Here is a 14,170-nt window from a genome sequence, read left to right as displayed (position 1 = left end):
CGCCGGAACCCGCGGGGTGTGGCAGAATTAACCCTTGTGTCTACTGGGTTCGCGCCTGCCACAGGGGGAGCGTCACCAACAGCCTGACAACCCGGAACCGCCAATCAGTGGCGGTACCGGACTTGAAAATCTTCGGCGGTAATTTCCGGCCGGCCTTGCGCCCCGGGCTTGCCCGCCGTGACCCAAAGTGGATGACCTGTGGCGTTCACCAGGAGTGGATTAATGCATATCCTCGATAGCGTAGATGCAGCTTCGCTGCGTAACGATGTTCCCGAGTTCCGCGCGGGTGACACCATCAAGGTTCACGTGAACATCATTGAAGGCAAGAACTCCCGCGTGCAGGTCTTCCAGGGCTTCGTCCTGGGTCGCCAGGGTGACGGCGTTCGCGAAACCTTCACGGTCCGCAAGGTCTCCTTCGGTGTCGGCGTAGAGCGTACCTTCCCGGTTCACTCCCCGATCATCGAGAAGATCGAGGTCGTCACCAAGGGTGACGTCCGCCGCGCCAAGCTCTACTACATGCGCGCACTGCGCGGTAAGGCTGCGAAGATCAAGGAAAAGCGCGACTTCGCCACCGGCAAGTAGGTCTTTCGACCAACAGCGGGTCCTGGATTCGTGTCCGGCCTGCGCCGGAGAAATCCGCAACGCAACAGGAAACGAATCATGGACCACGCAAAACGCCAGCCCCGGAAACAGGGCTGGCGTTTTGTTTTGCTCGCACTTTTCCTGGCCGTGGCCATCAGCGGGCTTGTCCGGTCCATGTGGCTCGATGTCTACTTCATCCCGTCCGAGTCCATGGAGCCGATCCTGGGCACCGGAGACCGCATCCTGGTGTCCCGGACCGATTTCGCCGGGGACCCTATTCGCCGTGGAGACATCGTGGTCTTCGACGGAAGGGGAACGTTCGCTCCGCTGAACAGCGGCAAAGGACCGTTTGCCGATGCCGTCGCCGCCGCTGGCCATTGGCTGGGCCTGACGGGAAGCGACACGACATACGTCAAACGTGTCATCGGCCTTCCCGGAGACCACGTGGCTTGTTGTGGCAGCAACGGAAAACTCACAGTCAACGGTCAGCAGCTTGAGGAACCCTATCTTTATCCCGGCGACACGCCGAGCGAACAGAGGTTCGACGTCATCGTTCCGAGTGACAGATTGTGGCTCATGGGGGACCACCGTTCGCGGTCGGCCGATTCGCGCGGCCTTCTGGGCGCACCCGGCGGAGGGATGGTGCCGCTGGAGCGTGTCATCGGGCGTCCAGTCCGGATTATCTGGCCGCTTGATAGATTTGCAGAACTGCCTCGCCCTGCGCAGGCCGGTACAACCTCGAAGAACGGACAATAGATGCCCGAGACAACTCCCGGGAAGCCGGAACGGCACGACGGCGACGCCCGGCCCATGGACGGACCGTCCGCTCCCGCCATGGATCTTGCAGCGGGCGACGGCGATCCGTCCCCCGTGGGCGCGACCGGCTCGACGGCGGTCCGGCCTGAGGAGCACGAGTCGCCGCGCCGCGCCGCACGGCGGAGCTCACGGCCGGAATCGGGCGAAAGCGATCGCTCCGAAACTCCCGCTAAAACCCACGGCAGTCCGTTCCTCGGCTGGCTCAGGGAAATCGGCACGGTGGTGGTCATCGCCATCGTGTTGTCCTTCCTCATCAAGACTTTCCTGTTCCGTGCCTTCTTCATTCCTTCGGAGTCAATGGTCAACACCCTTGACGTTGACGACCGGATCTTCGTTAATCTGCTGGTCCCGCAACCTTTCGCGCTGGAGCGGGGCGACATCGTGGTCTTCAAGGACGCACAAGGTTGGCTGCCGCCCACGCAGAAGACGACTCCCGGACCCTTCAAATGGTTCCAGGACGGTCTCGTCTTCGTCGGACTGCTTCCGGACGAGACCAATCAGCACCTCGTCAAGCGCGTGATCGGCCTGCCGGGGGACAGGGTCTCCTGCTGCGACAGTTCAGCGCGGGTCAGCGTCAATGGCACGGTCCTCAACGAGAGCTACATCAATCCTGCCCAGGTTCCCATGGCCAAGTCTTTCGATGTAGTGGTCCCTGCGGGCAAAATTTGGGTTATGGGCGACAACCGCAACAACTCGGCCGACTCCCGCGAACACCAATCGGTCAATGGTGGTTTCATCGACATCGCCGACGTCGAAGGCAAAGCAACGGTTATTGCGTGGCCCATCAACCGGTGGCAGATCCTTGACAACCACTCCGAGGTCTTCCGCAACGTTCCTTCGCCGTCGCCCCAGAACACGGCTTCACCCACGGCTCCAGCGAGCAAGTGATGGTTCCCGCGGGCGCGCGAGCGGCAACGCCGGTTCGAACTCAGCGGAAACCCGCCGCGCGGACCAAACACGCTCCTGATTTTCCCACCCTGGACGTCGAACGGGGATTCCTGGCTCCAGGGGTCACGCTTCTGGCCGGAGTCGACGAAGTAGGCCGCGGAGCCCTCGCCGGACCGGTGTCGGTGGGGATCGCCGTCGTCGACCTCAGGGACCACGGCCTGCTCGCCGATGTCCGCGACAGCAAGCTTCTCAAGCCCGAGGACCGCGAGCGGTTGGAACCGCTGGTACGCGAATGGGCGGTTGGCGCCGCAGTGGGCCACGCAAGTTCAGTGGAGATCGATGCGCTGGGCATTGTGGGCGCCCTGCGCCTTGCCGGAACACGCGCCTGGTTCGAGATTCTCGCCTCGGGCGTGCATCCGGACCTCGTCCTGCTGGATGGGAGCCACAACTGGCTCTCGCCCCAGACCCAAGGTTCCTTGTTCGACGCCGAGGTGGCCGGTCCTGCTTGTGAGGCCCCGGTGCACACCCGTGTGAAGGCGGACTTGAGCTGCCTCAGCGTGGCGGCGGCCAGTGTGCTGGCCAAAGTGGCCAGGGACCGCATCATGGTCGGGCTGCACGAGGAATATCCGGCCTTCGGCTGGAATGAGAACAAGGGCTACGCCACGTCCTTCCACCGCGACGCCATCAGATCGTTGGGTCCCACGCCGTACCACCGGACCAGCTGGAACCTGGTCTAGCCTTCGCTTTTCCTTGCCCTGGACGCCGCCGGCCCGGCCGTGGCGCCGCCTGCCCGCTCTATGGTGCAAGATGGATCTATGAGTGCCGAGGATCTTGAGAACTACGAAACCGACATGGAGCTGCAGCTCTACCGCGAATACCGCGACGTCGTTGGTTTGTTCAGCTACGTTGTCGAGACCGAACGGCGGTTCTATCTGGCGAACCACGTCGACCTGCAGGCCCGCAGCGCCGATGGCGAGGTCTATTTCGACCTGACGCTCCAGGACGCCTGGGTGTGGGACGTCTACCGTTCGGCCCGATTCGTGAAGAATGTCCGGGTCATTACGTTCAAGGACGTCAACGTCGAAGAACTTCCGCGCAGCGAGGAACTCTCCCTGCCGAAGGACGGCGATCTGGGGGATCTCGGCAACCTGGGCAATTAGCCAAGCCCGGCAACTGCTCCTCCACACCGTCTGACTGACGGAGTTTTCCCACATAGCCGAACTGCCCCCTGTCTTTGAATTCTCCGCGCCTCCAGGCTGGAAGCGGAGGTGGTCATGAAAGCCAAAGACGTGTTGGGACAGCGCGGTGAAACGCTGGCCGTAGCTTTCCTTGAAACCCAGGGAATGCGGATTGTGGACCGCAATTGGAGATGCTCCGACGGCGAGATCGACATCGTGGCGCTCGACGGCGACACCTTGGTGATCGCAGAGGTCAAAACCCGGAAGAACCTGGCCTATGGGCATCCTTTCGAAGCGGTCGGCGCCGCCAAACTCGCCCGGCTCCACCGCCTGGCCGGGTCATGGTGCCGTGACCACGAGGTGCGCGCCGTGCTCCGCCGGGTGGACGTCGTGGGAATCATCGACGACGGGGTGGGCGAGCCCCAGCTCGAACACCTCAGGGGCGTGGGCTAGATGGGAGTCGGCCGAAGCTACTCCGTGGCGCTGTTGGGCCTGAACGGCTACATCGTGGAGGTCGAGGCAGATATCGGCCAAACCCTCCCCAATTTCGTGATCCTGGGGCTGCCGGATGCCTCCCTGAACGAAGCCAAGGAACGCATCCGCTCCGCGGCACAGAACTCAGGCATCCCGCTGAGTCGTCGAAAGATCACCGCAAACCTGATTCCGGCCTCCCTGCCGAAGCGTGGCTCGGGTTTCGACCTCGCGATCACCATGGCAGTATTGCGCGCCGCGGGCGATATCCGTTCCACAGAAGACACAGTCTTCATCTCCGAGTTGGGACTGGATGGCAGGTTGAGGCCCGTTCGCGGCATCTTGCCGGCGGTCATGGCGGCTGTTCAAGCAGGCCACCCCAAGATTGTTGTGGCCCACGCCAACGTCGCCGAGGCCGAGTTGGTACCCGGGGCGGTGGTCCGTGGCTACAAGACCCTGGCTCGTCTTGCGTTTGATTTCGGGGCCAACCCGCAGGACCTGGCCCTCGATTACGACCCGGCCGACGGCGAGGTCGCAGGGGATCAGGACGCCGCTGCCGCTGTTGTTCCGGATCTTTGTGATGTCTCGGGGCAGGGCGATGCCCGCCGCGCCTTGGAGGTTGCGGCAGCCGGGGCACATCATGTGCTGCTTTGCGGTCCGCCGGGTGCCGGCAAGACGATGCTTGCCGAGCGGCTCCCGGGACTCTTGCCTGATTTGGGGGACCAGGAAGCCATGGAGGTCACGGCGATCCATTCGCTTTCGGCTGTCCATGTTGATTCGGTACGGCTGTTGCGCCGGCCGCCCTTTGAGAATCCCCATCACAGCGCCACCGCGGCAGCGATCATCGGCGGCGGTTCCGGCCTGCCGCGGCCGGGGGCGGCATCACGGGCGCACCGTGGCGTCTTGTTCCTGGACGAGGCGCCCGAGTATGAACGCCGGGTCCTCGACGCCTTGCGGCAACCTCTGGAAAGCGGAGAGCTGGTCATTCATCGCTCGGCCGGAACCGCCGCATATCCGGCACGCTTCCAACTGGTCCTCGCGGCGAATCCCTGCCCTTGCGGGAAAGCGACCGGCAAGGGAGTCGACTGCACCTGCACTCCGGTGATGCGGCGCCGCTACTTCGGGCGCATGTCCGGGCCGCTGCTGGACAGGGTGGACATCCAGCTCCAGGTGGAACGTGTTTCCCTCGCGGACTTCGGCCAAGCCGGCGCGGAAGAAGACACCGCCACCGTCGCATCGAGGGTCCAAGCCGCACGTTCACGGCAGCGTCAACGCCTGGGGAGTCTCGGGATGGAAACCAATTCGCAGGTTCCCGGCCGTGTACTGCGCGGAGAACTGCGCCTGCCTTCCGCGACCACGAAGATTCTGGATACCTCCTTGGAGCGCGGAATCCTCACGGCGAGAGGCTACGACCGCGTTCTGCGTCTCGCCTGGACCCTCGCGGACCTAGGCCACAGGGACCAACCCCACAGCGACGACATCGGGCAGGCCCTTGGCTTGCGGCAGGCGGTCGCGGCCGCATGAAAGGACACTCCATGACTGAACACGGCCAGCAGCTCACCACGGACGCTCCGCAGCGAAAAAGGGAACGCCTGGCCCGAGCAGCACTGTCGCGGCTGATGGAACCGCAAGATGCGGCCGGGCTCGCCCTGGTCAAGGCTGCCGGGGCCGTTGACGGTCTCAAAATCGCGACCGGCGAGCTCGCTCCCGGGCCCGGGCTTGAGCAGGAAGTGGCTTCCTTGTTGGTTGACAGCGGGGTTTCCAACCCGGGGGCCGGATTGGCTGCTGCACTACGGCGGTGGGCGCCAAGGATCCCGGACCTTGCCCCGGAACGTGATCTTGCCACCATGCAACGCCTCGGCGGCCGTATGGTCATCCCTGGCGACCCGCTATGGCCCTTGCAGTTGGCAGATCTGGGCCTCCATGAACCGCTGTGCTTGTGGTGGCGGGGACACGAAGTGGAGTTCCCACCCGTAAAGCGGGTCGTGGCCCTTGTCGGCTCACGGGATAGCACCAGCTACGGGGCCTCCGTAACGGGCGACTTCGCCTACGGGCTGGGTCAGCGCGGCTGCACCGTCGTCTCCGGAGGCGCGTACGGGATCGACGCCCACGCACACCGCGGGGCCTTGGCCGGGGGCACGAACAACATGCCGACTATCGCTGTGATGGCCGGGGGCGTGGACCGATACTATCCATCCGGAAACGAGGATCTGCTGCGTGCCGTGGCGAACCAAGGGGCGGTCATTGGTGAGGTTCCCCCGGGCTCGGCGCCCACGCGTTACAGGTTCCTTCAGCGAAACAGGATCATCGCCGCTTTGGCGGCCGTGACCGTCGTGGTGGAAGCGCGATGGCGTTCGGGTGCGCTGAATACGGCCCATCATGCTGAATCCATCGGCAGGGCCGTCGCCGCGGTCCCGGGGTCCATCCACAGCGCCAACTCCGCAGGCTGCCATCGGCTCCTCAGGGATGGCGGGGCTGTCTGCGTCACGGATGTCGGCGAAATCGCGGAAGTGGCGGGGTCGAGCGGTGAGGGGCTTGTCGAGGACAAGGAAACCGCTGCCTCGGACCACGACGGACTCACGCTTGAGGACCTGATCTTGCTCGATGCCCTGCCGGTCCGTTCGACGAGCTCCGTGGAGAAGCTCGCGGTTGTGGCAGGACTCAGCCCCGAGTCCGTCAGGGCGGGTCTTGGACGCCTAGGCCTGTTGGGGTTGGCGGTATCAGTGAGCGGCGCGTGGAAGAGGTCCGGGAAGAGATTTTGAGGGGGAGTGCGGTGCGGGCCTGGTGGGATCACACGAGCCCGGACCTTGGCCGGCTCCCGCACGGAACGTGGCGATGCCGGCCGTCGGGCCCCTCGGCTGGCACAGTGGAAGGGTGCAAGAGAATCCGCTCCCCGTAGCGCTCGCCCGGTCCGTCGAGGACTTCCGGCGTTACCTCGACAGCGAGCGGGCCCGGTCCGCCCACACGGTGAGGGCCTACATCGCTGACGTCGAGAACCTGCTGCGCTTCGCTGCCGCGGAGGGCGTGGAGAAGCTCGCAGATTTGGAGCTCGGCACGCTCCGGCGTTGGCTGGGGGCACAAAGCGAATCCGGCCGGTCCAGGGCAACACTCGCCCGGCACGCCGCGACGGCCCGAGCGTTCACTTCCTGGGCCCTTCGGGAAGAACTCATCGCCTCAGACCCTGCTCTTCGCCTTCAGGCCCCCAAACGGGACCACACGCTCCCTGGGGTCCTTCACCAGCAGCAGGTCTCGAGGATCTTCGAGAACCTGTCAGAGGCAGCCGCGGATGGCTCTCCGATGCCGTTGAGAAACCGCGCCGTCGTCGAATTGCTCTATGCCACCGGAATCCGCGTCGGCGAGCTTGCCGGCCTGGACATCGATGATCTCGATCCGGACCGCCGGACTCTTCGCGTGCTCGGCAAGGGCAACAAGGAGCGGACGGTGCCCTACGGGGTACCGGCTGCGCTCGCCGTCGACGACTGGCTCCGCCGCGGCCGGCCACGGCTCGCAAATGAGCGTAGCGGACCGGCACTTTTTCTCAGTTCACGGGGCAACCGCATCGATCAGCGCCAGGCCCGCAGCGTCGTCAACGACCTGCTGGCCGCCTTGGGGGATACCGCCGCGACCGGACCCCACGCGCTGCGCCACACTGCCGCCACCCATCTGCTCGATGGCGGGGCGGACCTGCGTGCCGTGCAGGAAATTCTGGGACACAGCAGCCTCGCAACAACCCAGATTTACACCCATGTGTCGGTGGACAGGCTTCGCAAGAGCTATCAGCAAGCCCATCCCCGTGCTTAGAGACCCGGAAACCGTGCAACACTTCGATGAGTCCCGAGGAAGGAAATCCGCTCGTCCGTGAATCGCACTGGCGTAATTCCGGTCCGTACGGCAAAATGAAAGCACTGTGGGGAAACTTTCAACCTAAACTTGAACGTTCTTCCGCTGCGGAAAAAATCATAGATAGGTAGGGAAACCGGAACGGCGCGGCACCCGCGCAGCAAAATTTCATCCAGGCAGAGGTCGTTGGGGAAGACGTACCTACAGCTATGGAGGATGGAATGTCTGTTGCAATAACCCGCGGTGTCCTGTTTGTGCATTCGGCCCCTACTGCGTTGTGCCCTCACGTCGAGTGGGCCATCGGATCGGTCGTTGACAAGCGGACCGATCTCGAGTGGACCCCTCAACCTGCCGCGCCCGGAATGTTCCGCGCCGAGCTCTCTTGGGTAGGAGTCCCCGGAACGGGCGCCCAACTGGCTTCGGCACTGCGAGGGTGGGCGCACCTTCGTTACGAAGTGACCGAGGAGCCCAGTCAAGGCGTGGACGGCGCGCGCTGGTCGCACACACCGGAGCTGGGTATCTTCCATGCCGTCACCGATGTCCACGGCAACATCATGGTGACAGAGGACCGCATCCGCTACGCCTACGAGTCGGCGGCTGGAGATCCCGCCGCCGTCTACCACGAGCTTTCCTTGGCGCTCGGTGAGGCCTGGGACGAAGAGCTCGAGCCGTTCCGGCATGCCGCCGAAGGCGCTCCCGTGCGTTGGCTCCACCAGGTCGGTTAGGGAACACCGTGCCGGTCGGGGAACACTAGCCGGGCCAGGGAACAAAGTTCCCGAAGACAGTTTTTCCATAGCACAAGAGGAGGGCCCCACCGTGGTGGGGCCCTCCTCTTGTGCGTAGCTTGTGCCTCGAACCGGCAGCGACTGTCAGACGTTGCGGATGGCGATGACGGCGTTGTGGCCGCCGAAACCGAAGGAGTTGCTCAAGGCGACGATGTCACCGGCGGGCAGAGTGCGTGCCGAAGTGACGACGTCGAGCGGGATCTCCGGATCCTGGTTCTCAAGGTTGATGGTCAACGGAGCCTGGCGTTCGTAGACGGCGAGGACCGTCAGCACTGCTTCCACGGCCCCTGAAGCGCCCAACAAGTGGCCCATCTGCGACTTGGTGGCAGAGACTGCCACATTGTCGACGTGAGCGCCCAGCGCGGCACGGAGGGCCGTGTACTCGGGCTTGTCACCGACAGGCGTCGAGGTGGCGTGGGCATTGACGTGCACCACGTCCTCGGCCTGGATGCGGCCATCGAACATGGCGGCCTTCAAAGCCCGGGTTGCGCCCAGGCCTTCCGGGTCCGGTGCCGTGATGTGGTAGGCGTCGGCTGTGACCGATGTACCGGCGAGCTCGGCGTAGATGCGCGCTCCGCGGGCGATCGCGTGCTCTTCGGCCTCGAGGACCAGGGCGCCGGCGCCTTCACCCATGACGAAGCCGTCGCGGTCGCGGTCATATGGCCGCGATGCGTGCTCCGGATCGTCATTGCGGCGGGAAAGGGCCTGCATCGAGGAAAACGCGGCGAGCGGCATCGGGTGGATGGCAGCTTCGGCGCCACCGCACACGACGACGTCGGCCTTGCCCGAGCGGATGAGGTCCAGGCCGAGGTGCATCGCCTCGGTGCCGGAAGCGCAAGCAGAAACGGGGGTGTGCGCACCGGCGCGGGCACCAAGGTCAAGGCTGACAGCGGCGGCGACGCCGTTCGGCATGAGCATCGGGACCGTCATGGGAAGGACCCGGCGGGGGCCCTTTTCCCTCAGCGTGTCCCAAGCGTCCAGGAGCGTCCAGACACCGCCGATGCCCGTGGCGAAAGCCACTGCAAGGCGGTCGTGGTCGATTTCGGTGATACCGGAATCTGCCCAGGCCTCGCGGGCGGCGATGACACCGAACTGCGTGGACGGGTCCATGCGCTTGGCTTCAACGCGGCTCAGAACTTCGAGGGCCGGCGTCGAGCACCGGGCGGCAAAGTGGACCGGAAGGTCATACTTGGCAACCCACTCGTCCTCGAGTGTGTGGGCACCGGAGACCCCTTTGAGCGCGTTCTTCCACATCGTGGGGACGTCGCCGCCGATGGGCGTTGTGGCGCCCAGACCGGTTATGACTACTTTGCGTGCCATGAGATCACTCTCTGTCGGATCAGCCAACCCACGTGCTGTTCTCACTGGGGAGGCAGGAAAAAACTCTGGGAGATATAGCAGCTGTGCCGGGCTTCGGATGCAACAGGGCGCACCCGAAGTCCGGCACAGTTGAGGCCAGGCTAGGCCTGTGCGTTCGAGATGAAGTTGACGGCGTCGCCGACGGTCTTGAGGTTCTTGACCTCTTCGTCCGGGATGCGCACGCCGAACTTCTCTTCAGCGTTGACGACGATGGTCATCATGGAGATGGAGTCGATGTCCAGGTCCTCGGTGAAGGACTTGTCCAGCTCCACGGCTTCGGTGGCGAGGCCGGTCTCTTCGTTCACGATTTCAGCCAGGCCGGCCAGGATTTCTTCGTTGCTAGCCATTGTTGGCTCCTTTTCTTGTTGTGCCGGCTATTGCCGGAAATGGGGGCAAACCGCGGTTACGGCTTGGGTTTCAAAGCACTATTCAATTGAAGGTAGGCGCGGTCCGAAATTACGGAAGAACGATTACCTGGGCGCCAAACACAAGACCGGCACCGAAGCCGATCTGCAAGGCAAGGCCACCGCTGAGTTCCGGGTTCTCCTTGAGGAGTCGGTGCGTGGCCAGCGGAATGGAGGCGGCAGAAGTGTTTCCCGCCTCAGCGATGTCCCGGGCGACCACCACGGTTTCGGGAAGTTTGAGCTTCTTGACCATCTCGTCGATGATCCGCATGTTGGCTTGGTGGGGGACAAACGCCGCCAGGTCCGAGGCTTCGATCCCTGCGGCATCGAGGGCTTGCTGGGCAACTTTCGCCATTTCCCAGACTGCCCAACGGAAGACCGTCTGGCCGTCCTGGCGGAGCGTCGGCCAGACATCCTGCGCTGCGGAAATAATGGCCTGATCGTCGGATTCGTCCGAATGGCGGGCTGTCTCGCCAAGGTGGCGCACTTCGTCGAGGGAATGCGTCATGCCGATCGCGTTCCACTTACTGCCATCGGATCCCCAGACAGACGGGGCAATACCGGGCGTATCGGACGGGCCGATGACAACCGCACCGGCGCCATCGCCCAGAAGGAAAGAGATGGTTCGCTCATGGTTGTCGATGACGTCGGAGAGCTTCTCGGCGCCGACCACCAGGACGTATTCAGCCGCGCCGGATCGGACCAAGGCATCGCCCTGGGCAATTCCGTAGCAGTAGCCTGCGCATGCCGCGGAGATGTCGAAAGCCGGTGCCGGGGTGGCGCCCAAACGGTCGGTGAGGGCGGCAGCCGCGGAAGGCGTGGCATACGGGTGCGTGACCGTGGAGACGATGACGGCACCGAGCTGGGAAGCCTCAATGCCGGCCTGCTTGAGCGCCTCGCGGGCAGCTCCCTCGGCCATGTCGATGACGCTGACATCGGCCGCGGCGCGGTGGCGGGTCACGATGCCCGTGCGCTGGCGGATCCATTCGTCCGAGGAATCGATCCACTGGCAGACGTCGTCGTTCGTGACGATGATGTCCGGGCGGTATGCCCCGATGCCGACAACGCGTGAGTATTCGTTCCTTGGTGCCTGCTTGAGTACGGGGGCGCTCATGCGTCTCCCTCCAATTCCGCGAAGAGTGCAAGTGCGGCGGACAGATCATCCRGCGTCTTGACGGCAACGGTTTTCACGCCCGGCATGCCGCGCTTGGCGAGGCCTGCAAGCGTGCCGGCCGGTGCCAGTTCGATGAGTCCAGTGACTCCGCGCTGGACCAGGTTCTCCATGCACAGGTCCCAACGCACCGGGCGCGAGACCTGGGCGATCAGGCTTTCGACGGCGGCGCCGCCGTCGGTGACTTCCTGGCCGTCGAAGTTCGAGAGCAGCGGAACCGTGGGAGCCTGCGGCTTAAGGGACGGCCGCAGTGCTTCAAGTGCGCTCACGGCCGGAGCCATGTGGGAAGTATGGAATGCTCCGGCGACCTTCAGCGGGATGACCCTGGCTTTGGCCGGCGGGTTGTCAGCCAGTGCCTGGAGCTGTTCGAACGTGCCTGCCGCAACGGTCTGGCCTGCGCCGTTGACATTTGCCGGCGTTGCGCCGGCGGCCTCAATAGCGGAAAGCACTTCGGCCGGATCGCCGCCGACGACGGCACTCATCCCGGTGGGGGTGACGGCGGCGGCAGCGGCCATGTTGTTGGCACGCTCGCGGACGAACGTCATGGCTTCTTCCTCGCTCAGGACACCCGCAAGCGCCGAGGCCGTGATCTCTCCGACCGAGTGGCCGGCAAGGACGATCGGAAGGGTACTGAGTTCGACGTCGAACAGCGATTTCGCTGCCACGAGCCCTGCGGCGACGATCAAGGGCTGCGCGACGGCGGTGTCCTTGATGGTTTCTTCATCGGAGGTGGTGCCGTGGGCCTTGAGGTCGATGCCTGCGATTTCGCTCAGGGAGGCCAAATGGCCTTCTACGGAAGGGAGCTCCAGCCAAGGGGCCAAAAATCCAGGGGTCTGGGAGCCCTGTCCAGGGCAGACGATTGCAAGCACGTAACCAGCTTTCCAAATTGCCGCGTGAACTACTGGTGTTTGCGTACACCAAGCTCACTGGGTCAGTTTGTAGGAAGTCTACAACGGTTCAACCCGCGGATCGGGTACCGTGACGCTCCGACGTCGCCTTTGGCTGGGCCGAAAGCCTGCCCACAACCAGTGCGGTTTGGAGTACGAAAGCCTCCCGCGGGAGGAGCGGGTCCCACCCTGTGACGTCGCAGACGCGCTTGAGACGATACCGCACGGTGTTCGCGTGGACGAACAGCTCGCGGGCAGTCGCTTCGAGGGAATGGCCGAGTTCCAGATAGGTGCCGAGGGTCTCTACAAGGCCGTTTGAAGCGGCCAGCAGCGGCCGGTAAATGTTCTTGATGAGGGAACGGCGGGCGGCGTCGTCGCCTGAGACGACCCGTTCCGGGAGGAGATCGTCCGCCGCTACAGGTCGCGGAGCCGAAGGCCAAGCCTTGGCAGCGGTGAGCCCTGCAAAGGCCGCCTGGGCGGAGCTGCTTGCCTCCAACAGGGAGCCGGCCTCGGGTCCGTAGACCACCGCGCCCGGGGCGAAAAGTTCGCTGAGTTTCAGATACGCGGTGTCGCGGTCTTGCACGCCACCCAGAATCAGGATGAGGCGGTCGCCTTGGATGCCTACCAGTGCGTCCTCAGCGTAGCGTCCGGCGGTCCGGCGCAACTCGCTCACATAGCTTGCGCTTGGTTCCGACGGCGAGTTTCCCACCATCACCGTGAATCGCTCCTGGGCCTTCCAGCCGAGGGCGGCGATACGGGAACGAAGGGCATCGGTATTCTCGCCCCGGAGGATGGCGTCCACAATCAGGGCTTCGAGCCTGGTGTCCCAGGAACCGCGGGACTCGGCGGCGCGCGCATAGACATCCGCGGCGGCGAATGCCACTTCCCGCGAATAGCGCAGGACTGCTTCGCGCAAAGACGGTTGGTCGGCTTCCGGCGCGATCACCGGGACCTGGTCCTCCACCACCTCGACGACGATCCGGATCAACTGGAGGGCCTTTTGCAGGCTGATGGAGCGGGTCAGCTCGGTGGGAGCATTCCCGAAGACGTCCGTCAGGATCCACGACGGCGAGCTCGGCCGCTCGTACCACGTCACGAAGGCCGCGATTCCGTTTTGGGCTACCAGGCCCAAGGCTGAACGTTCGTCGGAGCTCAGCCGGCTGTACCAGGGCAGCGATTTCTCAAGCTTGCGCATGGTGGTGGTGGACAGCTGCCCCACATTGGCGCGGAGCCGCTTGAGTGTCTCCGCCTTTTCCGGTGTTACCGTGCGCGCGGCCGCTTTGCGTTTCGCGGGGGTTTGAATCGGCTCTGCCATTCCTTGAGCATACGGCGCATCATCCACAAGCTCCATTTGTGCGAAGGCTACAACTGAGATTGGCGCGCGTCACGCGATGGCAGCGCCGTTTGCTGCTTTGTGGCGATTGTTGAAGCCGGGTGTTAAAGCCCGACGGCGGCCCGCACCTTTCGGTGTGGACCGCCGTCGAGATGTTGCTTGGGTTCGTTGTGCTTCGCTGGAGGCTTAGCTTTCGCCGCCTGCCCCGCCGGTGGTGCCGGCGTTGACATCGAGGAGACTGTACTTCTCGATTGCCTGGGCCGCCGCCTGTGCGTCAACTTCGCCTCGGCGGGCGAGCAGTTGCAGGGTCTTCACGACGATGGAGTGGGTGTCGTTTTTGAAGAAGCGGCGTGCGGCTTGGCGGGTGTCGGAGAATCCGAATCCGTCGGCGCCGAGGGAGGCGAATTCGTTGGGGATGAATTGGCGGATCTGGTCCGGGACGGCTTTCATTTTCAT

At 64.2% G+C, this 14,170-nt stretch carries 16 protein-coding genes; 10 read left to right on the top strand and 6 right to left on the bottom strand.

The window, feature by feature from the left end; all coding sequences use genetic code 11:
- The first annotated feature begins 222 nt into the window (after positions 1–222).
- From rplS to AB4068_RS14320, 10 genes are all read left to right on the top strand, one after another.
- On the top strand, positions 223–582 hold the full coding sequence (gene rplS, locus AB4068_RS14365; RefSeq protein WP_059387674.1) for a 50S ribosomal protein L19: 360 nt from the start codon (positions 223–225) through the stop codon (positions 580–582).
- A gap of 78 nt (positions 583–660) precedes the next feature.
- On the top strand, positions 661–1,338 hold the full coding sequence (gene lepB, locus AB4068_RS14360; RefSeq protein ID WP_307055691.1) for a signal peptidase I: 678 nt from the start codon (positions 661–663) through the stop codon (positions 1,336–1,338).
- On the top strand, positions 1,339–2,286 hold the full coding sequence (gene lepB / locus AB4068_RS14355; protein WP_284988329.1) for a signal peptidase I: 948 nt from the start codon (positions 1,339–1,341) through the stop codon (positions 2,284–2,286). It begins immediately after the preceding gene.
- Entirely contained in the window at positions 2,286–3,023 is a 738-nt protein-coding gene (locus AB4068_RS14350) for a ribonuclease HII (protein ID WP_284988328.1), read from the top strand. Before lepB (AB4068_RS14355) ends, AB4068_RS14350 begins: the two co-directional genes overlap by 1 nt.
- Before the next feature lie 78 nt (positions 3,024–3,101).
- A complete protein-coding gene (locus AB4068_RS14345; RefSeq protein WP_059387678.1) occupies positions 3,102–3,446 on the top strand; it encodes a DUF2469 domain-containing protein in 345 nt (114 codons plus the stop codon).
- Positions 3,447–3,560: 114 nt separating this feature from the next.
- Entirely contained in the window at positions 3,561–3,917 is a 357-nt protein-coding gene (locus AB4068_RS14340; RefSeq protein WP_059387679.1) for a YraN family protein, read from the top strand.
- On the top strand, positions 3,918–5,459 hold the full coding sequence (locus AB4068_RS14335; RefSeq protein ID WP_306960801.1) for a YifB family Mg chelatase-like AAA ATPase: 1,542 nt from the start codon (positions 3,918–3,920) through the stop codon (positions 5,457–5,459).
- Positions 5,460–5,470: 11 nt separating this feature from the next.
- Positions 5,471–6,697, top strand: coding sequence for a DNA-processing protein DprA (gene dprA, locus AB4068_RS14330; protein ID WP_441433714.1), 1,227 nt, complete (start codon positions 5,471–5,473; stop codon positions 6,695–6,697).
- A 73-nt stretch (positions 6,698–6,770) separates the two neighbouring features.
- Entirely contained in the window at positions 6,771–7,736 is a 966-nt protein-coding gene (locus tag AB4068_RS14325; RefSeq protein WP_370872218.1) for a tyrosine recombinase XerC, read from the top strand.
- Between the two features lie 260 nt (positions 7,737–7,996).
- The gene (locus AB4068_RS14320) at positions 7,997–8,500 is read left to right on the top strand and encodes a DUF3145 domain-containing protein (protein ID WP_284988323.1); all 504 of its coding nucleotides are present in this window, start codon (positions 7,997–7,999) and stop codon (positions 8,498–8,500) included.
- A 144-nt stretch (positions 8,501–8,644) separates the two neighbouring features.
- Here AB4068_RS14320 and fabF read toward each other — a convergent pair whose 3' ends face one another.
- From fabF to AB4068_RS14290, 6 genes are all read right to left on the bottom strand, one after another.
- Positions 8,645–9,880 (bottom strand): beta-ketoacyl-ACP synthase II, encoded by a 1,236-nt coding sequence (gene fabF, locus AB4068_RS14315; RefSeq protein ID WP_241710849.1) that lies wholly within the window; start codon positions 9,878–9,880, stop codon positions 8,645–8,647.
- A gap of 140 nt (positions 9,881–10,020) precedes the next feature.
- Positions 10,021–10,266 carry an acyl carrier protein gene (locus tag AB4068_RS14310; protein ID WP_028267518.1) on the bottom strand — a complete coding sequence of 82 codons (246 nt, stop codon included), beginning with the start codon at positions 10,264–10,266 and terminating at the stop codon, positions 10,021–10,023.
- Positions 10,267–10,375: 109 nt separating this feature from the next.
- Positions 10,376–11,437, bottom strand: a complete 1,062-nt coding sequence (locus tag AB4068_RS14305) for a beta-ketoacyl-ACP synthase III (protein ID WP_284988322.1) — start codon at positions 11,435–11,437, stop codon at positions 10,376–10,378.
- Positions 11,434–12,363 (bottom strand): ACP S-malonyltransferase, encoded by a 930-nt coding sequence (locus AB4068_RS14300; RefSeq protein ID WP_441433713.1) that lies wholly within the window; start codon positions 12,361–12,363, stop codon positions 11,434–11,436. The genes AB4068_RS14305 and AB4068_RS14300 overlap by 4 nt, the downstream gene beginning before the upstream one ends.
- An 88-nt stretch (positions 12,364–12,451) precedes the next feature.
- Entirely contained in the window at positions 12,452–13,696 is a 1,245-nt protein-coding gene (locus AB4068_RS14295) for a PucR family transcriptional regulator (protein ID WP_059387754.1), read from the bottom strand.
- A 204-nt stretch (positions 13,697–13,900) separates the two neighbouring features.
- A partial coding sequence (locus tag AB4068_RS14290; RefSeq protein ID WP_441433712.1) for a hypothetical protein occupies positions 13,901–14,170 on the bottom strand: 270 nt, incomplete at its 5' end.

The organism is Arthrobacter sp. 2RAF22, assembly GCF_052115325.1.
GTDB lineage: Bacteria > Actinomycetota > Actinomycetes > Actinomycetales > Micrococcaceae > Arthrobacter.
This window is presented reverse-complemented; position numbering and strand designations above follow the sequence as displayed.

Coding starts and splice junctions, on each gene's coding strand:
- rplS (WP_059387674.1), top strand. CDS start 223: ATGCATATCCTCGATAGCGTAGATGCAGCTTCGCTGCGTAACGATGTT.
- lepB (WP_307055691.1), top strand. CDS start 661: ATGGACCACGCAAAACGCCAGCCCCGGAAACAGGGCTGGCGTTTTGTT.
- lepB (WP_284988329.1), top strand. CDS start 1,339: ATGCCCGAGACAACTCCCGGGAAGCCGGAACGGCACGACGGCGACGCC.
- AB4068_RS14350 (WP_284988328.1), top strand. CDS start 2,286: ATGGTTCCCGCGGGCGCGCGAGCGGCAACGCCGGTTCGAACTCAGCGG.
- AB4068_RS14345 (WP_059387678.1), top strand. CDS start 3,102: ATGAGTGCCGAGGATCTTGAGAACTACGAAACCGACATGGAGCTGCAG.
- AB4068_RS14340 (WP_059387679.1), top strand. CDS start 3,561: ATGAAAGCCAAAGACGTGTTGGGACAGCGCGGTGAAACGCTGGCCGTA.
- AB4068_RS14335 (WP_306960801.1), top strand. CDS start 3,918: ATGGGAGTCGGCCGAAGCTACTCCGTGGCGCTGTTGGGCCTGAACGGC.
- dprA (WP_441433714.1), top strand. CDS start 5,471: ATGACTGAACACGGCCAGCAGCTCACCACGGACGCTCCGCAGCGAAAA.
- AB4068_RS14325 (WP_370872218.1), top strand. CDS start 6,771: ATGCCGGCCGTCGGGCCCCTCGGCTGGCACAGTGGAAGGGTGCAAGAG.
- AB4068_RS14320 (WP_284988323.1), top strand. CDS start 7,997: ATGTCTGTTGCAATAACCCGCGGTGTCCTGTTTGTGCATTCGGCCCCT.
- fabF (WP_241710849.1), bottom strand. CDS start 9,880: ATGGCACGCAAAGTAGTCATAACCGGTCTGGGCGCCACAACGCCCATC.
- AB4068_RS14310 (WP_028267518.1), bottom strand. CDS start 10,266: ATGGCTAGCAACGAAGAAATCCTGGCCGGCCTGGCTGAAATCGTGAAC.
- AB4068_RS14305 (WP_284988322.1), bottom strand. CDS start 11,437: ATGAGCGCCCCCGTACTCAAGCAGGCACCAAGGAACGAATACTCACGC.
- AB4068_RS14295 (WP_059387754.1), bottom strand. CDS start 13,696: ATGGCAGAGCCGATTCAAACCCCCGCGAAACGCAAAGCGGCCGCGCGC.